A 19,881-nucleotide genomic window follows, 5' to 3' on the forward strand; every position below is an offset into this window, starting at 1 on the left:
GCGGACTCGTTTTGCTGTCTTTTTTTCTAGACAAAGGAGGGTTTTCCATGTTCACGCAAGTCTATGAGGAAATTCGGCAACTGACAATCTCGAAAGTACTCGATTTCTACGATCATGAAGTCCGCGGACTCGATGAAGCGGCACGGCAAACGAAGTATCAAAAGATGAGTGCAAGTCCGTTTCTCTTTTTCCGCGGCAGTTCCCATTTGTTTTATTATGACGTGACCCGGATTCCGCTCGGATTTGATACGCCGCCTGAGACACCGACCTGGATTCAAGGGGATCTCCACTTCGAAAATTTTGGAGTCCACGGCAATGCCAAAGGAGAAATCATTTATGACGTCAATGACTTTGACGAAGGGTATCTCGGATCCTACCTGTACGATTTAATCCGGATGGCCGTCTCGGTTCAACTGTTCGCAGAAGAAGCCGGATATGATGCCAAGCCGGCCATTGCCGCCTATGTTCAACACTACTTAGATGACTTACGCCAATATGCGAAAGGAAAAAATCCAAGCAAAGTCTGTTTTACGACTGACAATACAAAAGGACCGATCCGTAAATTGATCAAAAAAGCGGAGAAAAAGAAAGCGGAATTACTCGGAGAGCGGACGACGGTCGTCGACGGACAACGCCGGTTCGCCGACTTACCGGATATGAATCGGCTTGATTCTTCCGCTTACACAGCAATTGAAGCGGTTTGGCCGGAGTACATCGCATCCATCGATGCTGAGGATCGGCAGGAAGATGGATTCTACGCCATCAAGGATATTGTCTATAAGCTCGACAGCGGAACGGCTTCGATTGGTCTTGAGCGCTACTATATTTTGGTCGAAGGAACAGGTGGAGAGCATGAAGACCTGATTCTTGAGATGAAACAAGCCCAGTCATCCGTTCCGTCACTGTTTGTACCCGCCTATTTGCAAGAAGTTGAAACGGTTCACCAAGGTCGTCGGATCGTGACTTCACAAAAGGCGATGCAGGCACATGAAGATCCGTATCTCGGTTACGTGACGATGCAAGGGAAAGAATATTATGTCCGGGAACGTTCCCCATACAAAAAAAAGTTGAAAGTCAAGCACATCAAAAGCCAGGATGACCTCGAAAACGTCCTTTCCATTCAAGGTCAAATTACCGCCAAAATCCACGCGCGGGCCGACATGGATGCGGGAATTGATGTCGATATCTTACATCATCATGCAGACGTCGTCATCATCGAATCCATCGGTGTATCGGACGCTGAGTTCATTCGTCAAATTCAGCGGTGGTCAAGTGCCTATGCAGCGCGGACAACGCTTGATTTCCAAGTGTTTTTAAGTTGGTTAGCTAACCGCTGAACACTATTTTCGAAGACCTTTTATTAGGGAAAGATTCCTTCTGAATACCAGTTCATACTGGGATACGAAGGAATTTTTTGATGAATAAAAAATCATGTAAGCGAAACGCATTCTACAAATGGGTCTAATGACCTATATCAATTTATCTGAAAACTTCGTAAATTTTGGATTAAGTAATTGCAAAACTTTTTTGTAATTCGAACTAAACACACAACAGGGGGAGTATCATCATGAGTTTGACGCGGAAAAAAGATGTTTCCGCTATGATTGCTGCGAGTCAACGTAACAGTGGACTTGCTCGAAATCTTGGCGCAATGGATTTAACGTTTTTAGGAATTGGCGCCATCATTGGTACAGGGATTTTCGTCCTAACCGGAACAGGAGCATTGACAGCAGGACCTGGTCTTATCGTCTCATTCATTTTATCTGCCATTGCCTGTGGGTTAGCAGCACTCGCTTATGCGGAATTCGCTTCGACGATTCCGGTCAGTGGTTCCGTCTACACGTATACGTATGCCACGATGGGAGAAATTTTTGCCTGGATCATCGGTTGGAACTTAATCTTGGAATATGGACTCGCCTCCAGTGCCGTTGCGGCAGGGTGGTCGGGTTACTTCCAGTCCTTACTCGGTGGATTCGGTATTCATCTTCCGACGGCACTCTCAGCAGCTCCCGGCGCGATAGAAGGCGCAAAAACGTTCTTCAACTTACCGGCCTTCCTGATTTTACTTGCCATTACAGCCCTGTTATCGATGGGGATTAAAGAAACAAAACGCGTCAACAACATCATGGTTATCATTAAACTAGCAGTCGTTGTCTTATTCATCGTCGTTGGTGTCGGCTATGTTGAACCGACGAACTGGGCACCATTTACTCCGTTCGGATGGGGCGGCGTCTTCTCCGGAGCAGCCATCGTCTTCTTTGCTTACATCGGATTTGATGCTGTTACATCGGCAGCAGAAGAAGTACGTGAGCCGCAAAAGAACTTGCCACGCGGTATCATCGGTTCCCTTGCTGTCTGTACAGTCCTTTACGTCATCGTTGCAGCGATCATGACAGGAATCGTCCCGTACCAAAAATTTGCGGGCGTCGATCACCCGGTCTCACTCGCGATTCAAATGGCAGGACAAAACTGGGTTGCAGGATTTATCGATTTAGGTGCGATTCTCGGAATCACAACGGTTATCCTCGTCATGACATACGGAATGGTACGTTTAGCATTTGCCATCTCACGTGACGGCATGTTCCCGAAAGTATTCTCGGAAGTACATCCCAAATACAAAACACCATTCAAAGCAACATGGATGATCGGTCTCGGAAGTGCGACAGTCGCAGGACTCGTTCCGCTTGATGTCATCGCGAACCTCGTTAACATGGGAACACTTGCAGCATTCGTCCTGATCTCTGTAGCAGTCTTGATCCTTCGTAAAACACAACCGGATCTTCCACGTGCATTCAAATGCCCGGGAATGCCGTATGTGCCAATCGCAGCAATCGCTTCTTGTCTCTTCTTGATGTTCAACTTGAAACTCGAAACATGGATTGCTTTCTTCATCTGGCTGGCGATTGGACTTGTCCTGTACTTCGCATTTGCCCGGAAGAACTCGAAACTGGCACCGGAAAACATGCCGGCTGCTGAACTCGCAGCTTCGGACGATAAATAAAAAAATGCGATCCCGTGAGGGGTCGCATTTTTTGTTGTGATAAACAGAAGATTAAGATGGTAAAGACGTTTTGATTCGAACGGCATCAAACTCACGTTGGATGCTGGCATTGGCTTTCGCTTCTTCTTCCGCTGACCAGCCGAGTTCGCTTCGCATTAAAGCGAGAACACCGTCGGCATGCTTTTCAGCATTCGGGAAATCGAAGAAGACAGCAGAAGCACGCCGGTTCAGGAAATCACCCGGTTGCATGACGAGTTCCGCTTCGAGTCCGTATAATAATCCTCCGAACCAGTGAAGGGGAAGTTGATAACGTTCCGCCTCACTTCCGCGCGAACGGATTAATTCAAAGACACGTTCAACATCCGTACCGTAACGTTGAATCAACCAGGTCGATTCTTTTGGAGAGAGTCCAAGCGCTTCACCTTTCGGCTGCTGTTCTTTCAAGTAACGGGCAAATCCTTTACTGCCGTCAGGGTGACCGCCGCCAAGCAGGATATCATGAGTCCGGGAAGTCAGGTAAATCCGGTTTTCTTCTTCCTTGAACTGATCCGCCACCATATCAATGATTCGTTCCGCCATCTTACGGTAGCCTGTCAATTTTCCGCCGGCAATCGACATCAGACCGGATTTCGAAACGAAGATTTCATCTTTTCGTGACAGTTCACTTGGATCTTTGCCGTCTTCGTGAATTAACGGACGCAGACCGGACCAAGTGGACTCGACATGTTCCGGCTGAAGATCAACGTTAAACATCTTATTGGTCGCATCGAGGATATAATCACGGTCCTCTTCCGTTACACCCGGCTCGAGAATATCACCCTGATAGTTCGTGTCTGTCGTACCGACGTACGTTTTTCCTTCACGGGGAATCGCGAAAATCATCCGGCCGTCCGGAACATCAAAGTAAACCGCCTGTTGAAGCGGAAAGTGGGCTTGATCGATGACGAGATGAATCCCTTTCGTCAGATGAAGCGATTTGCCGGATTTTGAACCGTCTTTTTCGCGTAATTCATCCACCCATGGACCGGTTGCATTAATGATTTTTTTCGCCCGGATTGTATAAGTCTTACCGGTTAAGACGTCCTGTACTTCGACACCGACGACTTTCCCGTTATGGTAGACGAGAGACTCAGCCTTCGTATAGTTCACGGCACGTCCGCCGTATCCGACCGCAGCTTTTAATACTTCGACCGTTAATCGGGCATCGTCTGTTTTATATTCAACATACCGTCCGCCTCCGACAAGATGTTCCGACCGTAACAGCGGTTCATATCGGAGTGTTTCTTCTTTTGATAACATCGTCCGTCGTTCATGGCGTCTGACACCTGCCAATTGGTCGTAGACCCGCAAACCGATCGACGTCGAAAAGCTGCCGAATGTCCCGCCTTCGACAAGCGGTAACATCATCCATTCAGGTGTCGTGACGTGCGGCGCATTTTCATAAACGATGGCCCGTTCTTTCCCGACTTCTGCGACTAACTTGATTTCAAATTGCTTTAGGTAACGTAAGCCCCCGTGCACGAGTTTCGTCGAGCGGCTTGATGTCCCTTCTGCGAAATCCTGCATCTCAATCAACCCGGTCCGCATACCCCGGCTTTGAGCATCGAGTAAAATCCCGGCACCTGTAATGCCGCCACCAATGACTAATACATCAAGCAATTCCTGTCCCATCTCTTCCAGCCATGCTGTTCGTTCCGTACTTGAAAACATGCATAATTCCCCCTGTTCGTCTGAAATGGATTAATTAATCTACTTCTATCCATGTACCCTCTTTTACACTTTTTTGAGCACAATCAATAATTTTCATGACGAGCAGAGCTTGTTCCGTTGTGACGGCAAGAGGGGACTCATGACGTAAGGCTTGTGCCAAATCATGATAGTAGTCGGCAAAACCCGAATCGACGAAGGGGCGTTCTTCTAAAGGCTGTTCAGGTCTTCCCCATGTGTACGTCGAGCGTTTCGTATCCACACTGTCGACGAAATAACTCGCTTTTGTACCGTGGACGGCGAGCGAAGGACCGGGTGCCGGAACGAGTGATCCGATGTGCAGAATGGCGCGGCGCGTTCCGAAAGCGAGAATCAGATGCGTGTAGTCTTCGACCGGACCGTCCGGACGTTGGATCGTCTGATCACAAAAGACGCGATCCGGTCGTTCACCGAACAACATCAACGCCTGGTCAATTAAGTGAGAACCTAAATCGTAAAGCAGACCGGCGCCTGGGACGTCCTGTTCCCGCCAGCGTGCCCGGACGGTCGGACGATAGCGGTCATAGTGGGCTTCGAAGGTCTGAACGACGCCCAGTTCGTCGGCTTGCACCAGTCCGAGCAACGTTTGGAAGTCTTTTGTATAACGGCGGTTATGGTAAACTGTCAGTAATCGATTTTGCTGACGTGCAAGGTCTGTCAGCTGTTCGGCTTCCGTCAAGGTGACCGTAAACGGCTTCTCGACCAGGACATGACAGCCGGCAAGTAACGCTGTCTTGGCGAGGGGATAATGTTCAGCATTCGGTGTCGCGATCACGACCAGTTCAACCGTTTCAGCAGCTAATAACGCTGCAAGCGAAGAATACACCGGCACATCGGGATAACGGGCGGCGACTGCTTCCGGACGACTGGACTGAACTGCAACAAGTTGATAATCAGGTGGTGTAAGATACGGGGCATGCAGATTTTCGCCGGCAAGTCCAAAACCAATTAAAGCAGTACGAATCATGGAGGACACTTCCTTTTCGGTTAATACATTCAATCTATCATATGAGGTGAGCAAGATGATTACAGAACAACAAGTCATTGAAAAAATGCGTCAGACGATGTCAAAAATCGAGCAGTCGAGCGGAACGGGTCAAATCGAGCAAATTGCGGCGATGAAAGCCTACTGTGAATTACTGCTGGATCAACCGCAAAGCGCGGGAGCGCCTTCGGTCATCACGCCGACCACTCAACCGAAACCGCCCGAAGTCGATCCGATGTTGGCCCGCTTCATGGGAGTCGCTCCGGAAAAAGAAGAAAAAGGGCCCTCGCTGCTTGATTTTTGAGTAAATCAAATCAAATGTGGGAATAGAGTAAAAGGAAAAAATAAGGGGGAACAGAATATGAAAACAGTCATCGTCATCGGAGCAGGTCCGGGAAACGGAGCCGAAATCAGTAAGCGGTTCGGTAAAGAAGGCTTCCAAGTCGTCTGCGCCGCACGGACACAGGAAACACTGGCAGCCGTCATCACGGAGCTGAAAGAACAAGGGATTGAAGCAGTTGGCGTCGAATGTGATGCCTCACGTCGTGCCGATCTCGAATCGCTCGTGGAATGGACGAAAGAACAGTACGGACAAGTGGATGTCCTCGTTTATAACGCGTCGATCCTGCACCAAGCTTCTGTGCTTGAGGTATCAGCTGAGCAGATTACGAAAGAATTTGAAATTGATGTTCTCGGAGCGTTGCATGCTGCACAAATCGTCGCACCGGATATGGTGGCACGAAAAGACGGAGCCATCTTAATTACAGGCGGCGGAGCAGCACTCCATGCGATTAAATCTTTGCCGGGTCTGTCGATCGGGAAAGCCGGTGTCCGTCAACTGACGCATATGTTGCATGATACGTTGAAAGACGACAATGTCTATGTCGGGACCGTGACGATTGCCGGTGAAGTCAAACGCGGAACGGCACTGGATCCGAAAAATGTTGCGGAAGCCTTTTATACGTTGTATACGAACCGTACGGATGTCGAAAAGGTCCTCGAAGCAAAGTAATCGGGAAGCGACACAAGTAACAGGAGATACGATTTAGACTGGAAAGCGTCGACGCGTCTGATGTCGGCGCCTTTTTGAATCCGATGGGAGGGGGGAAACCCATGAAACGGGTGTTATCTCAACTATTTTTAGTAATGACGATCCTATTTTTGAGCGGATGCGCACTGGATTCTGAACCGGGTGATCAACAGACGGGCATCCGACAACCGGATGAAGCGAAAGTAACAGAAGCCGTCGTCGAGCGTGTCATCGACGGGGATACGGTAAAAGTCCGGCTGAAGAATGGTCAAACGGAAGATGTCCGCTTTTTATTGATCGACACACCGGAAACCGTGAATCCGGAAAAGCCGGTTCAACCGTATGGTCCGGAAGCATCACGCTTTACAAAAGAAGCGTTACCGGCAGGCAGTGAGGTATTGCTCGAACGCGATGAATCGAAAGCAGACCGGTACGGTCGATTGCTGGCGTACGTTTGGGCGGACGGGAAAATGATCAATCAGGAACTGTTACGAAAAGGGTTGGCACGGGTCGCCTATATTTATGAGCCGGATACCCGGTACGTCGAGACATTTCAGAAAATCGAAGATGAAGCAAAAGGGGAAAAGTTAGGAGTCTGGCAGACAAACGGATATGCGACGGATCGCGGATTCGATACTTCGGTCATGAAAGGAACATCGGCAGAGTCAACAGACTGCGGCGACATCAAAGGTAATATCAACCGCCAAGGAAAGAAAATCTATCACGTCCAAGGGGGACGTTCATATGATGAAGTGAATCCGGAAGAGATGTTTTGCAGTGAACGGGAAGCGAAAGAAGCCGGATTCGTCCGGGCGGCGAACTGACTGAACAGAGGATGACGCCAAAAAGATAAGGGTGGCAGATTATTATTCTGCCACCCTTATCTTTGTAGAAATTGAATTTTGAGTCAGCTTCTTTGTACGTTACGGTTGTGTAGGCGGTTGATAATGTTGAATCTTATCATCTTCATCAAAGGAAATCGTCACATCCGTGATTCCTTTGAGAATCCGGATCTGCAGTTCAAGACGATCTTTAATATCATCTGCTTGAGCAATTGTCAGTCCGGGATCAACTTCGATCTCAATCTCGACGTGGAAATGATCCCCTTCTTTGATGACTTCAAGTTTTTCGATATCACGAACGTCCGGATCACGCATCAGGATTTCTCCGATTTTTGCCGTCAGTACTTCATCAATCTCACCAAGCGCACCGGCAGCATTTTGAATAAAGACATTATAGACGACATAGAACATCATCAAGCCGATCAAAATCGAAGCAATTCCTTCTGCCTGATAAAACGACGTATAATGCGAAATTAGGACGGCAATGATGGCGATGACACCACCGAGCGTCGCGACTAAATCTTCCATGAAGACGAGTCGTGTCGCCGGTTTTGCCTGCGATAAGTTGGCAAAGCTTTGACCGACCAGCATCAGACCACGGGATTTTAATCCCGTCTCATGGGCAATCTCAGTCATCGCTTTGTAAAACACACCGACTTCAAGCACAACGCCGATTCCGAGTGCGGTCAGGATGATCCAAAGGCCGCTTGTCTTATCACCCGGAGCATGCAGGATGTGCAGGACACCTTCACGGATGGTTTCGTAAGCAAGAATGGCAACCACAAGGATGGCGGCCAGTAAAACAAGGTTGACGAGTCGACCGAATCCATTCGGGAACCGTTTGGTCGGTGCTTTTTTACTTAATGCCGATCCGACATAAACAAAAAACTGGTTGGCTGCGTCACCGATCGTATGCATCATTTCTGCAAACATGGCGACATTCCCCGTCAAGATGTAAGCGACGAATTTGATAATAGCGATAACCGTATTGACGATGGCAGCAGCGAGAGCCGATTTATTCCCACGCCTGAGCAGAGTAAAAAAGTTCGACATGAAGGTTCCTCCCTTTAGAGAGCAGAAACGCGGGGGTTACCCGCGTCCAGCCTGGAATGATGGATAAAGTGTCATGCCGCCGTCCGCAAACAAGGTAATCCCTGTCACGTAACTTGCTTCATCGGAAGCAAGCCATGCAGCGACTGCAGAAATTTCTTCCGGTTTTCCGATATTACCCATTGGGATCATGCTTTCGACATCGGCACGTTGTTTCGGATCCTCGAACTTCTCGGCATTGATCGGTGTATTGATCGCGCCCGGTCCAATCGCATTGATACGAATGCCTTTTGGTGCGTATTCCATTGCAAGTGTTTGGGTCATCAGTTTGACGCCGCCTTTGCTCGCAGCATAGTGCACAAACGTCGGCCACGGGATGATTTCGTGTACGCTCGACATATTAATGATATTCCCTTTGACGTTATGCTCAACGAAGTATTTAAGAGCTTCCCGTGCACCGAGGAAGGCACCGGTCAAGTTGACGTCGATAACCTTTTGCCAGTCTTCCAGTGACATTTCATGAGAGGGTGACGGCATTTCGACACCGGCATTATTGACGAAAACATCAAGCTGACCAAAGTGGTCGACCGTCTGTTTAACGAGGTTGATCATGTCCTCTTCTTTTGAGACATCTCCTTGAACGGTTAGGGCTTCACCGCCGGCTTGTTTGATGTCTTCTGCAATTTTGTTCGCTTCTTCCGGGTGACTCCGGTAATTGATGACGACACGCATTCCTTCTTCCGCATAGCGGCGGATGATTGCTTCGCCAATCCCCATTGATCCACCGGTAACGACCGCGACTTTCCCTTTTAGACTGTTATACATAATATGAACTCCTCCTTATTATTGCTTCGTAAATCCAATCATGATGCCACCGACGACGACCAAAATACAGCCGATGATGACAAATGTCATTTCTTTTTTTGTTTTCGCTTCTTTTAACAAGACGACACCACCGATTGTCGAGATGACGACACCGGTTTGTGACAGCGAGAAGCTCGTTGCGACACCAACTTTGGCAGTAGCAAACAGCAGAGCAATGTTACCGACTGCCCACATGAGACCGCCAATCGTGTTGCCGGCTGTTTTTTTCGTGAACAGGTTTCCTTTACGTAAAGACAATAGAACGGCACTGATGACCATACCGATGGCTTGCGGCAAGACAGCTTCCCAGCCGTTGATGTTGAACCAACGGGCGATGACGACATAGCCGACATAACCGACTGTCGAAATGAGAAGCAACAGTAAACCTTTTCCGATATTTTCATCCTGTTTGCTTTTATCTTCTTTATAAGAAGTGAAAGCGGCACCGGCCACGATTAAGACAAGTGCACTGATACCGAGAATCAAAGCAGTCCGGTTCGACCACTCGCCAAAAGCGAGAACACCGAACAGAGACGTCCCGACGAGTTGCATCCCGGTTGAAATCGGCATCGTTTTCGAGACACCCATCTGTTTAAAAGCTGCGAACTGATTCATCTGGCCAAGGGCCCAAAAAGCACCGGAGAAGAATCCGGCGACCCAGGCTGTCGTCGAAAGTTCAGGGCTGACAAAAAAGAATGTGATGATGGCGAACGCTAAAGCCCCAAGTGTCGTTCCGATAATTTGTTGTTCCGTCGAACCACCGATTTTGGAGACGACCAATGGAAGACTCCCCCACATCAAGGCAGGTACGAGCGCAATTAAGATATCAATCAAGTGTTTCACCTCTTTTAAATTTCTTTCTATCTACTTGAAGATGTACCCCGGGAACAGATCTGAAAAACATAGAAGAACGAAAAAACATTATTTCAAAATAAAAAAACGTCCTCTCAAGAGGACGTTTCAGTCATTATTTAAACGGTTCGTCGGCAATCCGGACAATTTGCCGTCCGATGCGTCGACCGTTCCATAAAGCAACGACGGCAATGGCGAGCGAAATGCCCATCAAATCGTAATGAGCAAGGAAGTAGCCGGTGTAACTGACCGGGAGGCTGACGATTCCGACGAGGGAACTGGTCCATTGACGGATTTTCAGCGATTCCATGTTAGCGACGCGGGAAAACTTCTGTTGTTCAAACAGTCGCCACCGGGTCGGTTCGCTCAAGGCATCGTTGACGAGGCGGGGGAAAGCCAGTAATCGGGCTCCGTAGGAACCGGCGATTTGTAAGTAGCGGTTCTGATTTTTCCCTTCTTCATCGAGCCATCTCCGGACCATCGGCTTAGCAAGTTCGAGCAAATTGATTTTAGGTGATAAGATTTGCAGAATTCCGAGAATCGTTGAGGCTGCCCGGCCGAAAAAGGCAAACTCTGCCGGAAGTTGGATCGGTTCGTTTCTGACCAGTAATTCAATATCGGATAATACTTTTTCAATCAATTTCGTATCGACGTTTTCCATGTCACTTTCAAGGTAGAAGGTAACGGCTTTTTCAATCGCTTGCCGGATATTTTGTTTGTTGGCATTTGGCAGTAAAAAGCGCAGATCTTCCAGACCGTCGACGATAGCATCGTAGTCGAGCGTCACGAACGACTGCAGAATCCGCTGGATCGCGCGCATGTCATCAGCCGTCGTCGCACCGATCATCCCGAAGTCGAGCAGGACGATCCGGCCGTCACTTTGAACAAGGACGTTACCTGGGTGAGGGTCGGCGTGGAATTTCCCACCGAACAACAATTGTTCGCCGGCATTCAGGAACAGGTTTCGGGCCAGTTCATCACGGTCGATGTTATGTTCCGCTAAATAATCAAGATCCGTGATGCGGGTTCCTTCAATCCATTCCATGACAAGGACGCGGTTCGTACAATGTTCTTCAAAGTAATCCGGAATATAGATGACCGGATTCGTTTCGTACATTTTTTTGAAGTAGAGACCGTTTTTTAATTCTGTTCGATAGTTCAGCTCATCTCCGATGACGAAGACCATTTGACGGTACAGACTCTGTAAATCGGTTGATTTATTGAGTGACGTCCGGCGGAGCATTGCAATGACGAGTCGCATCGCCCGGAAATCGGTTTTGATGATTTGTTCGATGTTCGGACGTTGCACTTTAATCGCTACTTTGCGCCCATTGGATTTCAGGGTTGCGCTGTAGACTTCACCAATCGAGGCAGAAGCAATCGGTCGGGGGGAAATATCATCGACGATATCTTCAATCGGCGTTCCCCAGTCCTCTTCAATGATTTTCCGGGATTCACCGAGTTTGCTTGACGGGACTTTATCGACAAGTTCCGTCAGCTCCATTAAGACGGATGGAGGAAACAGGTCGGCCCGAATCGACAGGAACTGACCGAGTTTAATGAGGAGTCCTTCGAGACGAAGGGCTTTTTTCTTATAGTCACGCGCAATCGTAATCATGATGCGCTCAAATTCTTCATTATTCGTACCGGGTCGGTTCTTCCGGGTGAATCGATAAATCGTCCAGATGTAACGAGCGAACATCGTTACGATGATGAAAATCCGATAAAGCGCCCAACGTTTCATACCTCCACCTACGCTTCCTGTACAGTTTGTTTCAGTATAGGTTACTTTACCTAAAAACGACACTTGCAAACGGTCGAATCGGTGACAGAAAAAATAAGCTTGCCGGAATCGAAAAAGAGCGTATAGTAAGTATTGGAATTTCTAATGGGAAAGGTGAAATGTGCGTATGTCCTGGGACTTGTTAAATATCATCGGCACGGTGGCGTTTGCGATGAGTGGCGCGATTGTCGCGATGGAAGAAAAGTATGATTTGTTTGGAGTTTGGCTGCTTGCTTTAATCACGGCCTTCGGCGGCGGTGCCATCCGCAACCTGTTGATTGGTGTCCCGGTTTCTGCGCTCTGGTCGCAAGGCGGACTGTTCTTAATTGCGATTTTAGTCGCATTGCTGATCTTCATTTTACCGCAATTATTTTTACCGCACTGGACACGGTGGGGGGTGCTCGCTGATGCACTCGGTTTATCCGCCTTTGCGATTCAAGGTGCGCTGATGGCTTCCGCTAAAGGATTACCGTTATCGGCAACCATCTCGGCAGCCGTTCTGACAGGAGTCGGCGGCGGTGTCATCCGCGATCTACTCGCCGGACGGAAACCGCTTGTCTTGCATAAAGAAATCTATGCGATGTGGGCCGTCATGGCGGCACTCGTGATCGACCGGTTTGAATTGACGAATCCACTCCATTTGTTCACATTACTCGGTCTGATCACGATTTTACGTATGCTATCCTATTATTATGAATGGAATTTACCAGCACGACGCTTAGGGGGAGATAAGGAATGAAAATTTTCATCATGATCGGAGCATTGTCGATGATGCTCGCCGTGGCACTGGGAGCATTCGGTGCACATGCCTTAAAAGATATGTTATCGGAACGGATGCTTGCGAACTGGCAGACGGGTGTCTTGTATCAAATGGTTCACTCGCTCGGAATCCTAGCACTCGGCGGAATGTTATTGAAAGTATCGATTTCTCAGTTCTCATTGGCCGGTTGGCTGATGCTTGCCGGAATCGTTTTCTTCTCAGGCAGCCTGTACGTCATGGCACTGACAGGTGTGACGAAACTTGGGGCTGTGACGCCGATCGGTGGCGTCCTGTTCATTGCAGCCTGGATTTTTGTTGCAATCGGGGCTTATAAAGGGCTGTAAAAACAATAAGAATCTACTCGCTTCACGCGACTCGACCAGAGAAACGTGAAACGGATAGGTTCTTTTTTGATGGACGCAAAAAACCGGTAAACAGAGTTTGATCTGTTTACCGGTACGATAGAGCGACAAAAGCAATAGCTTCAGCGCTTGGCAGGTTGTGTTTTATTTAGCTTCGATAATGCTTGCTCATAGCGATCCAGTACGCGTTCCGCGACTGGCTTTAGCTCTTTTGAAAGCACAGCGAATTGCAATTCACGCGATCGCGTTGATCGGTTCATAGCATTCCCCATGGTAATTCCTCCTTCAGGTACAAATCTGACAGTTTTTGTGGCCGCAAAGAGTATATTCCCGTAGGGTTTTCCTATGAAACGTGATTTAGCAGATTAAAGTGCGAAATGTGCTTCGAGATCCGTTGTTTCGAGGCGGTTCCCGATGAAGAACTCACCAAACTCACCGTATTTGGCACTGACTTCGTCAAAACGCATTTCGTAAACGATTTTCTTGAACTGAAGAATATCATTTGCGAACAGCGTGACGCCCCATTCCCAGTCGTCGAATCCGGTTGATCCGCCGATGATCTGCTGAATCTTGCCGGCGTAGCTCCGACCGATCATTCCGTGACGGTACATCAGTTCTTTCCGTTTTTCCATCGAAAGCGTGTACCAGTTGTCTCCGTCGCGGCGCGACTTGCTCATTGGATAGAAGCAAATGTGTTTCGATTTCGGCAGGATCGGATAAAGACGGTCGCGGACGTACGGGTTTTCATACGGGTTACCTTCTCCTGAACCGCGATACGTACCGAGTTCGACGACAGACACATAGGAATACGTCGGGATCAGATAGTCGTATAAATCAAGCTTCTGCATCTTCACTTCAACGTCTTGAATCTCTTCCATTGTCGGACGCAGAACCATCAAAACGAGATCCGCTTTTTGACCGATGATCGTATAGAGGGCATGACTGCCTTCTTTTTGATCTTCGACTTGTGCAAGTTCTCCTAAGAATGCCTGGAACTCCTGTACCATCTTTGTTCGAACAGAAGCTTCGACTTGTTTCAGACGGGACCAGTCAATCCGGCGGAAATCGTGGAATGTATACCAGCCATCGAGTGTTTCGGCGGCTTGTTGCGTAACGGTTGGTTCGGATGATTGATGTTGCATATGAAAACCTCCTGAATCTGTAATGGTGAACGTGTTAATCCATGTTCAATCTTACCATATCTTTTTGGTTTCCCCGTAAGAAAACGGGTTCGTTTTTGGAGCGGACCCGACATACAAAAACGGAAAGGGGGGTATGAGGTAAAAGGGTGTGATAAAGAGGTTCTGTTTTTCCCTGTACTATATTAAAAAAGATACTGTAATAGTATTCAAAAAGTCAGGTATAAGAATAGAAAACACACTTTTTTGCAAATTGTTTTAACAACGAAACAGAACTGTGTATAATGAACAATGGAATGGAACAACAACAAAAACCGACACTTATTCGCCACAAAAGGAGCTAATATCATGCAATTATTCGAAATGCTTGAGACAAAAGTCAAAGCCCACCAGCCGACGATCGTTTTCCCTGAAGGAATCGATGCACGTGTTCTCGGTGCAGCTATACGTTTGAAAAAAGACGGTTTAGTTACACCGATCGTCATCGGACCACGCGGTCAAATCGAAGAGACAGCTTCAGCAAACAACATTGATGTTGCAGATCTTGAAACGATTGATCCGGCTTCATATGAAGGAATCGAAGAACTCGTTGCTTCATTCGTTGAGCGTCGTAAAGGAAAAGCAACGGAAGAACAAGCCCGCGCCCTCATCCTGAAAGACGTCAACACGTTTGGTACGATGCTCGTCCACACAGGAAAAGCAGAAGGTCTAGTTTCCGGTGCGATGCACGCAACAGGTGATACGGTTCGTCCGGCACTTCAAATCATCAAAATGCAAGAAGGCTATAAAAAGACATCAGGTGTCTTCATCATGGTTCGTGACGACGAGCAGTATGTGTTCGCCGACTGTGCAATCAACATCGCACCGGACGCTAACGATTTAGCTGAAAATGCAATCGCGTCTGCGAAAACGGCAAAAACATTCGGAATCGATCCGAAAGTTGCGTTGCTCAGCTTCTCGACAAAAGGTTCAGCGAAATCACCGGAAACAGAGCGCGTTGTCGAAGCAACACGTTTGGCAAAAGAACGTGCACCTGAACTCTCAATCGACGGTGAATTACAATTTGACGCAGCATTCGTCCCGAGTGTCGCAAAATCAAAAGCGCCGGAATCAGATGTTGCCGGTCAAGCAAACGTCTTTATTTTCCCAAGCCTTGAGTCTGGAAACATCGGCTATAAGATTGCCCAGCGTCTTGGCGGTTTTGAAGCAATCGGACCAATTCTGCAAGGACTCAACAAACCGGTCAACGATTTGTCGCGCGGATGTAACGAAGAAGACGTCTACAAACTTGCGATCATTACAGCGGCACAAGCTGTCGAAGAACGCCAAGCGTAATCCATTTTCGAAAAAGACTTTACTTTTTCAGTGAACTCCGTAAAATGGAACACATCACGCATCAACGAATAAACGTATAGCAACGCTCGTATAATAGTGGGGATTGGCCCACGAGTCTCTACCGGATCGCCGTAACGATCCGACTACGGGTGGTGAGTTACTGCTCTCTTTTTAGCGTACAGTGGCTGCCCCCGGGTAGCGACTGTACGTTTTTTTTCGTTCAAAAAGGAGAAATCAGTTATGAAACGTTTGGAAGAAATGATTAAACAAGAAGGATTAGTCTTATCGGATCAAGTATTAAAAGTCGATTCCTTTTTAAACCACCAGGTCGATCCGACCTTGATGTGGGAAATTGCCTATGAATTTATGGACCGTTTCAAAGATGCCGGTATTACGCGGATCTTGACGATTGAAGCAGGTGGCATCGCACCGGCGATGATGACCGCGCTTCGTCTTGGTGTCCCGATGGTCTATGCCCGGAAAACGAAGTCGTTAACGTTAAACGAAGGAACGATTTCAGCAGAAGTCTATTCGTTTACGAAACAACAGACGAGTACGATTACGGTCGCAGAACAATATTTACAGGCCGGAGAACGCGTCCTGATCATCGATGACTTCCTCGCAAACGGGGAAGCGGCGTTCGGATTAGCAAAACTCGTCGAACAGGCCGGAGCAGAAGTCGCAGGCTTCGGTATCGTCATTGAAAAATCATTCCAACCGGGACGTCAGAAATTGCTGGATGCCGGATTCCGTGTTGAATCGCTTGCCCGTATTAAAAAGCTCGAAGCAGGAGAGGCGACATTCGTCGACCCGGTGACAGTATGAAGACGTTATCGAACGTCAAAGCGGCGAGTCTAGGTCTGCAACATGTACTCGCGATGTACACGGGAGCCGCGATTGTTCCGCTGATTGTCGGCAGTGCAATCGGGTTATCCGGTGAAGAACTGGCGTATCTCGTTGCGATTGATTTATTTATGTGTGGAGTAGCGACATTGTTGCAAGTGTTCGTGACGAAATATACCGGTGTTGGTTTACCGGTCGTCCTCGGCTGTACATTTACAGCTGTCGGTCCGATGATTGCGATTGGCAGTTTGCAGGGCATCACGGCCATTTACGGTGCGTTGATTGCCAGCGGTTTAATTATCTTCGTGATTTCCGGTTGGTTCAGCCGGATTGCGATTTTGTTTCCGCCGGTCGTGCTCGGTTCTGTCGTGACGATCATCGGCATTTCGTTAATTCCGGCGGCGATTAATGATATCGGCGGCGGACAAGGCGCGAAGGATTTTGGTGATATGCGGTACTTGGCACTTGCCGGACTGACCATTGTCCTGATTTTAGTCTTTAACCGTTACGGAACGGTTTTTTCAAAAGCGGCAGCTGTGCTGATTGCCGTCCTGATCGGAACGCTCGTTGCATTCGGAATGGGAATGATTGATTTCAGCCCGGTCGCTGAAGCATCCTGGTTCCAAATGGTGACACCATTTTATTTTGGTGTCCCGACCTTTAATGCTACAGCCATTCTGACGATGACGCTGGTCGGACTCGTTTCGATGGTCGAATCAACAGGCGTCTTCTTGACGCTCGGAGAAATCACCGACAAAAAACTGACGGATAAAGATTTAGCCCGTGGGTACCGGGCGGAAGGAGCCGCAACGATCATCGGCGGAATCTTCAATAGTTTCCCATATACGACGTACAGTCAAAACGTCGGTCTTGTCCAGTTGACGGGTGTCAAAACACGGAAAGTCATCGTCTTTGCCGGATTCTTTTTGATCATGCTCGGTTTCTTGCCGAAAGTCGCAACCTTTACGACACTGATTCCGAAACCGGTTCTCGGCGGAGCGATGCTCGTGATGTTCGGAACGGTCGCAGCGAGCGGAATCCGGATTTTATCCCGTGTTGATTTTGCTAAAAACGATAATGTGATCACGGTCGCGCTTGCACTTGGTGTCGGACTCGGCATCAGCATGAATCCGGCGATTGTCGCGTCACTTCCGGATCAGGTCCGTGTCCTGACAGATAGTCCGATTGTCGCAGGATCGGTAACAGCCCTGCTGTTAAACGGGTTGTTCCGTTTGACGGAAAAGAAGACAGCGATGAGAAAAACACCTTTGGCAAAGGTTGAATAAGATTTGTAACCCTTATGAAAGGAGCAGTCATGTATACTATTCGGTATAGGTGGTTGCTCCTTTTATGTACCGTTACATAAATCAGAATATTTCGAGTATGTGGGATTCGGAGAAAATATCTCTTGAAAACGTTTACAAAACGGACACAATTTCTTTATACTGACAACGTAGCGGTTAGGGGAACTGCTAAGAAACAAACAGAGACGGGAAGGACGTCGTACAGATGAAACAACAGACAGAACTGAATCGGGGATTAGAAGAACGTCACATTACACTGATGTCGCTGGGGGCGGCGATCGGTGTCGGACTGTTCCTCGGATCCGCAAAAGCGATTCAATTAGCTGGACCAGGAATACTGATCGGGTACTTAATCGGTGGTCTCATTATCTTCATTATCATGCGGGCTCTTGGGGAACTCGCAGTCCGTGAACCGGTATCAGGCAGCTTTGCCGAGTATGCCCGAAAATATGTCAGCCCGCTTGCTGGTTTCCTGACAGGGTGGAATTATTGGTTGCTCTGGATTTTCACATGTATGGCCGAAATTACGGCCGTCGGGATTTATATGCAGGAATGGTTCCCGAATTCACCCACTTGGATGTGGGCGCTTGGTGCACTGATTTTGATGACGAGCATCAACTTCATTGCCGTTAAGTTTTACGGGGAATTCGAATTCTGGTTTGCATTAATCAAAATCGTTGCCATCGTCGCAATGATCATTCTTGGGACGCTGACGATTGTCATCGGGTTCGGGAACGGCGGTACGCCGGTCGGGATTTCAAATCTTTGGTCACATGGCGGATTCCTGCCGAACGGGTTCGGCGGTGTTCTACTTGCGATGCAAATGGTCATGTTTGCCTTCTTAGGGATTGAAGTGATTGGGGTCACAGCAGGTGAAGCGAAAAATCCGAAGAAAACAATCCGTAAAGCGGTCAACAATGTTTTCTTACGAATTTTAGTCTTCTACATCGGTGCTCTGTTCGTCATTCTTTCGATTTATCCATGGGATCAAGTCGGACAAAATAACAGCAGTCCATTCGTCTTATTATTTGATTCACTAGGCATTCCGGCAGCTGCCGGAATCATTAACTTCGTCGTCTTGACGGCGGCCTTATCCTCATGTAACTCCGGAATCTTCTCGACAGCCCGGATGATGATGAACCTGTCACAAAATCAGGAAGCACCGAAACGTTTTGCGAAGATTTCTAAAAATGGTGTCCCGGCACTCGCAACGATTCTTTCTGGCGTAGCGTTGCTGGTTGGTGTTGCACTCAACTACTTCTTGCCGGACGATGTCTTTGCAATCGTCACAAGTATCGCGACGTTCGGAGCCGTTTGGACATGGGCGATGATTTTGATTGCTCAGATGCGGGCACGTAAAGTACACGGAACGGCTGAATTTGCAGTCCCGTTCTTCCCGATTGCGAACTATCTTGCGTTAGCCGCACTCGCAGGTGTCATCGTCCTGATGGCATTTGATGCCGGAACACGGATTGCACTGATTGTCGGACCGCTTTGGTACGTGATTTTGATTGCTGTGTATTATGCACGGGGAATGCATAAACAAAAGCGTGAACCGCTGGATCAGGCATCAGGAGAATAAGAACTGGAGATCAGCTTCGGCTGGTCTCTTTTGTTCTGTTTCGACGTCAGTTTTGCTACACTGGACACAGATGAAATAAGAGGAGGATTATTATGAAAACGATTCATGTCGATGAACTGCAAGAAAAGCTTGAAGCGGGTGAAGCATTACACGTCGTAGACGTCCGGGAACAGGACGAATACGATGCCGGTCATATTCCGAATGTCCGCTTTATGCCGATGTCTGAAATCGGAGAAAGGTATACCGAGTTGCAGGAAGGCGAAACGTACTATCTGATTTGTAAAGCAGGCGGCCGGAGCGAAAACGTCGGACGGTTCCTCGAACAGTACGGCTATGACGTCATCAACGTCGAAGGCGGGATGATGAACTGGAAAGGCGATCAAGAAGCGTAATTGCTGAAAAA

At 48.2% G+C, this 19,881-nt stretch carries 20 protein-coding genes and 1 riboswitch; of the genes, 12 read left to right on the forward strand and 8 right to left on the reverse strand.

Features of this window, described 5'->3' with window-relative positions; all coding sequences use genetic code 11:
- Positions 1-47: 47 nt before the first annotated feature.
- Both R7V76_RS02935 and R7V76_RS02940 read left to right on the forward strand, forming a co-directional pair.
- Positions 48-1,337 carry a DUF2252 domain-containing protein gene (locus R7V76_RS02935; protein WP_318091210.1) on the forward strand — a complete coding sequence of 430 codons (1,290 nt, stop codon included), beginning with the start codon at positions 48-50 and terminating at the stop codon, positions 1,335-1,337.
- A gap of 230 nt (positions 1,338-1,567) precedes the next feature.
- Positions 1,568-3,001 carry an amino acid permease gene (locus R7V76_RS02940; protein WP_318091211.1) on the forward strand — a complete coding sequence of 478 codons (1,434 nt, stop codon included), beginning with the start codon at positions 1,568-1,570 and terminating at the stop codon, positions 2,999-3,001.
- A gap of 51 nt (positions 3,002-3,052) precedes the next feature.
- Here the strand turns inward: R7V76_RS02940 and R7V76_RS02945 are convergent, their stop codons facing one another.
- Complete coding sequence (locus tag R7V76_RS02945) at positions 3,053-4,711, reverse strand: glycerol-3-phosphate dehydrogenase/oxidase (RefSeq protein ID WP_290829129.1); 1,659 nt, start codon at positions 4,709-4,711, stop codon at positions 3,053-3,055.
- A 34-nt stretch (positions 4,712-4,745) separates the two neighbouring features.
- The gene (locus R7V76_RS02950; RefSeq protein WP_318091212.1) at positions 4,746-5,714 is read right to left on the reverse strand and encodes a Gfo/Idh/MocA family oxidoreductase; all 969 of its coding nucleotides are present in this window, start codon (positions 5,712-5,714) and stop codon (positions 4,746-4,748) included.
- Positions 5,715-5,769: 55 nt separating this feature from the next.
- Here R7V76_RS02950 and R7V76_RS02955 point away from each other — a divergent pair, with 55 nt between their 5' ends.
- The 3 genes from R7V76_RS02955 to R7V76_RS02965 all read left to right on the forward strand — a co-directional run bounded on the left by R7V76_RS02955 (position 5,770) and on the right by R7V76_RS02965 (position 7,586).
- The gene (locus R7V76_RS02955) at positions 5,770-6,036 is read left to right on the forward strand and encodes a DUF5327 family protein (RefSeq protein WP_290829133.1); all 267 of its coding nucleotides are present in this window, start codon (positions 5,770-5,772) and stop codon (positions 6,034-6,036) included.
- A 57-nt stretch (positions 6,037-6,093) separates the two neighbouring features.
- The gene (locus R7V76_RS02960) at positions 6,094-6,744 is read left to right on the forward strand and encodes an SDR family NAD(P)-dependent oxidoreductase (RefSeq protein ID WP_012369119.1); all 651 of its coding nucleotides are present in this window, start codon (positions 6,094-6,096) and stop codon (positions 6,742-6,744) included.
- A 101-nt stretch (positions 6,745-6,845) separates the two neighbouring features.
- Positions 6,846-7,586 (forward strand): thermonuclease family protein, encoded by a 741-nt coding sequence (locus R7V76_RS02965; RefSeq protein ID WP_318091213.1) that lies wholly within the window; start codon positions 6,846-6,848, stop codon positions 7,584-7,586.
- 99 nt (positions 7,587-7,685) lie between these two features.
- On the opposite strand, the gene R7V76_RS02970 is transcribed toward R7V76_RS02965, so the two are convergent.
- The 4 genes from R7V76_RS02970 to R7V76_RS02985 all read right to left on the reverse strand — a co-directional run bounded on the left by R7V76_RS02970 (position 7,686) and on the right by R7V76_RS02985 (position 12,114).
- The gene (locus R7V76_RS02970) at positions 7,686-8,657 is read right to left on the reverse strand and encodes a cation diffusion facilitator family transporter (RefSeq protein ID WP_290829139.1); all 972 of its coding nucleotides are present in this window, start codon (positions 8,655-8,657) and stop codon (positions 7,686-7,688) included.
- A gap of 36 nt (positions 8,658-8,693) precedes the next feature.
- Complete coding sequence (locus tag R7V76_RS02975; RefSeq protein ID WP_290829141.1) at positions 8,694-9,479, reverse strand: SDR family oxidoreductase; 786 nt, start codon at positions 9,477-9,479, stop codon at positions 8,694-8,696.
- An 18-nt stretch (positions 9,480-9,497) separates the two neighbouring features.
- On the reverse strand, positions 9,498-10,349 hold the full coding sequence (locus tag R7V76_RS02980; protein ID WP_290829520.1) for a GRP family sugar transporter: 852 nt from the start codon (positions 10,347-10,349) through the stop codon (positions 9,498-9,500).
- Between the two features lie 136 nt (positions 10,350-10,485).
- On the reverse strand, positions 10,486-12,114 hold the full coding sequence (locus tag R7V76_RS02985; protein ID WP_318091214.1) for an ABC1 kinase family protein: 1,629 nt from the start codon (positions 12,112-12,114) through the stop codon (positions 10,486-10,488).
- Positions 12,115-12,280: 166 nt separating this feature from the next.
- Here R7V76_RS02985 and R7V76_RS02990 point away from each other — a divergent pair, with 166 nt between their 5' ends.
- Positions 12,281-12,892 carry a trimeric intracellular cation channel family protein gene (locus tag R7V76_RS02990; RefSeq protein WP_012369125.1) on the forward strand — a complete coding sequence of 204 codons (612 nt, stop codon included), beginning with the start codon at positions 12,281-12,283 and terminating at the stop codon, positions 12,890-12,892.
- Positions 12,889-13,257, forward strand: coding sequence for a DUF423 domain-containing protein (locus R7V76_RS02995; RefSeq protein WP_012369126.1), 369 nt, complete (start codon positions 12,889-12,891; stop codon positions 13,255-13,257). Before R7V76_RS02990 ends, R7V76_RS02995 begins: the two co-directional genes overlap by 4 nt.
- A 140-nt stretch (positions 13,258-13,397) precedes the next feature.
- On the opposite strand, the gene R7V76_RS03000 is transcribed toward R7V76_RS02995, so the two are convergent.
- Both R7V76_RS03000 and hemQ read right to left on the reverse strand, forming a co-directional pair.
- Positions 13,398-13,547: a hypothetical protein gene (locus R7V76_RS03000; protein ID WP_012369127.1), complete on the reverse strand. Its 150-nt coding sequence runs from the start codon at positions 13,545-13,547 to the stop codon at positions 13,398-13,400.
- A 93-nt stretch (positions 13,548-13,640) separates the two neighbouring features.
- Positions 13,641-14,417, reverse strand: a complete 777-nt coding sequence (gene hemQ / locus R7V76_RS03005) for a hydrogen peroxide-dependent heme synthase (protein ID WP_318091215.1) — start codon at positions 14,415-14,417, stop codon at positions 13,641-13,643.
- Between the two features lie 345 nt (positions 14,418-14,762).
- Here hemQ and pta point away from each other — a divergent pair, with 345 nt between their 5' ends.
- The 5 genes from pta to R7V76_RS03030 all read left to right on the forward strand — a co-directional run bounded on the left by pta (position 14,763) and on the right by R7V76_RS03030 (position 19,870).
- Positions 14,763-15,749 carry a phosphate acetyltransferase gene (gene pta, locus R7V76_RS03010; protein ID WP_440137037.1) on the forward strand — a complete coding sequence of 329 codons (987 nt, stop codon included), beginning with the start codon at positions 14,763-14,765 and terminating at the stop codon, positions 15,747-15,749.
- Between the two features lie 66 nt (positions 15,750-15,815).
- Positions 15,816-15,915: riboswitch (purine riboswitch) on the forward strand.
- A 74-nt stretch (positions 15,916-15,989) separates the two neighbouring features.
- Positions 15,990-16,574, forward strand: coding sequence for a xanthine phosphoribosyltransferase (locus R7V76_RS03015; protein ID WP_012369130.1), 585 nt, complete (start codon positions 15,990-15,992; stop codon positions 16,572-16,574).
- The gene (locus R7V76_RS03020; RefSeq protein ID WP_318091216.1) at positions 16,571-17,878 is read left to right on the forward strand and encodes a nucleobase:cation symporter-2 family protein; all 1,308 of its coding nucleotides are present in this window, start codon (positions 16,571-16,573) and stop codon (positions 17,876-17,878) included. The genes R7V76_RS03015 and R7V76_RS03020 overlap by 4 nt, the downstream gene beginning before the upstream one ends.
- A 223-nt stretch (positions 17,879-18,101) precedes the next feature.
- A complete protein-coding gene (locus R7V76_RS03025) occupies positions 18,102-19,478 on the forward strand; it encodes an amino acid permease (RefSeq protein WP_318091217.1) in 1,377 nt (458 codons plus the stop codon).
- Between the two features lie 92 nt (positions 19,479-19,570).
- The gene (locus R7V76_RS03030; protein WP_214766639.1) at positions 19,571-19,870 is read left to right on the forward strand and encodes a rhodanese-like domain-containing protein; all 300 of its coding nucleotides are present in this window, start codon (positions 19,571-19,573) and stop codon (positions 19,868-19,870) included.
- Positions 19,871-19,881 lie beyond the last annotated feature (11 nt).

The organism is Exiguobacterium artemiae (genome assembly GCF_033342815.1).
GTDB lineage: Bacteria > Bacillota > Bacilli > Exiguobacteriales > Exiguobacteriaceae > Exiguobacterium_A > Exiguobacterium_A artemiae_A.

What these genes read in the sequence shown, in the direction of transcription:
- R7V76_RS02945 (WP_290829129.1), bottom strand. Translation starts at nt 4,711, where the DNA reads ATGTTTTCAAGTACGGAACGAACAGCATGGCTGGAAGAGATGGGACAG.
- R7V76_RS02935 (WP_318091210.1), top strand. Translation starts at nt 48, where the DNA reads ATGTTCACGCAAGTCTATGAGGAAATTCGGCAACTGACAATCTCGAAA.
- pta (WP_440137037.1), top strand. Translation starts at nt 14,763, where the DNA reads ATGCAATTATTCGAAATGCTTGAGACAAAAGTCAAAGCCCACCAGCCG.
- R7V76_RS02990 (WP_012369125.1), top strand. Translation starts at nt 12,281, where the DNA reads ATGTCCTGGGACTTGTTAAATATCATCGGCACGGTGGCGTTTGCGATG.
- R7V76_RS03020 (WP_318091216.1), top strand. Translation starts at nt 16,571, where the DNA reads ATGAAGACGTTATCGAACGTCAAAGCGGCGAGTCTAGGTCTGCAACAT.
- R7V76_RS03030 (WP_214766639.1), top strand. Translation starts at nt 19,571, where the DNA reads ATGAAAACGATTCATGTCGATGAACTGCAAGAAAAGCTTGAAGCGGGT.
- R7V76_RS02940 (WP_318091211.1), top strand. Translation starts at nt 1,568, where the DNA reads ATGAGTTTGACGCGGAAAAAAGATGTTTCCGCTATGATTGCTGCGAGT.
- R7V76_RS02955 (WP_290829133.1), top strand. Translation starts at nt 5,770, where the DNA reads ATGATTACAGAACAACAAGTCATTGAAAAAATGCGTCAGACGATGTCA.
- R7V76_RS02950 (WP_318091212.1), bottom strand. Translation starts at nt 5,714, where the DNA reads ATGATTCGTACTGCTTTAATTGGTTTTGGACTTGCCGGCGAAAATCTG.
- R7V76_RS02995 (WP_012369126.1), top strand. Translation starts at nt 12,889, where the DNA reads ATGAAAATTTTCATCATGATCGGAGCATTGTCGATGATGCTCGCCGTG.
- R7V76_RS03025 (WP_318091217.1), top strand. Translation starts at nt 18,102, where the DNA reads ATGAAACAACAGACAGAACTGAATCGGGGATTAGAAGAACGTCACATT.
- hemQ (WP_318091215.1), bottom strand. Translation starts at nt 14,417, where the DNA reads ATGCAACATCAATCATCCGAACCAACCGTTACGCAACAAGCCGCCGAA.
- R7V76_RS03015 (WP_012369130.1), top strand. Translation starts at nt 15,990, where the DNA reads ATGAAACGTTTGGAAGAAATGATTAAACAAGAAGGATTAGTCTTATCG.
- R7V76_RS02970 (WP_290829139.1), bottom strand. Translation starts at nt 8,657, where the DNA reads ATGTCGAACTTTTTTACTCTGCTCAGGCGTGGGAATAAATCGGCTCTC.
- R7V76_RS02985 (WP_318091214.1), bottom strand. Translation starts at nt 12,114, where the DNA reads ATGAAACGTTGGGCGCTTTATCGGATTTTCATCATCGTAACGATGTTC.
- R7V76_RS02975 (WP_290829141.1), bottom strand. Translation starts at nt 9,479, where the DNA reads ATGTATAACAGTCTAAAAGGGAAAGTCGCGGTCGTTACCGGTGGATCA.
- R7V76_RS02960 (WP_012369119.1), top strand. Translation starts at nt 6,094, where the DNA reads ATGAAAACAGTCATCGTCATCGGAGCAGGTCCGGGAAACGGAGCCGAA.
- R7V76_RS02965 (WP_318091213.1), top strand. Translation starts at nt 6,846, where the DNA reads ATGAAACGGGTGTTATCTCAACTATTTTTAGTAATGACGATCCTATTT.
- R7V76_RS03000 (WP_012369127.1), bottom strand. Translation starts at nt 13,547, where the DNA reads ATGGGGAATGCTATGAACCGATCAACGCGATCGCGTGAATTGCAATTC.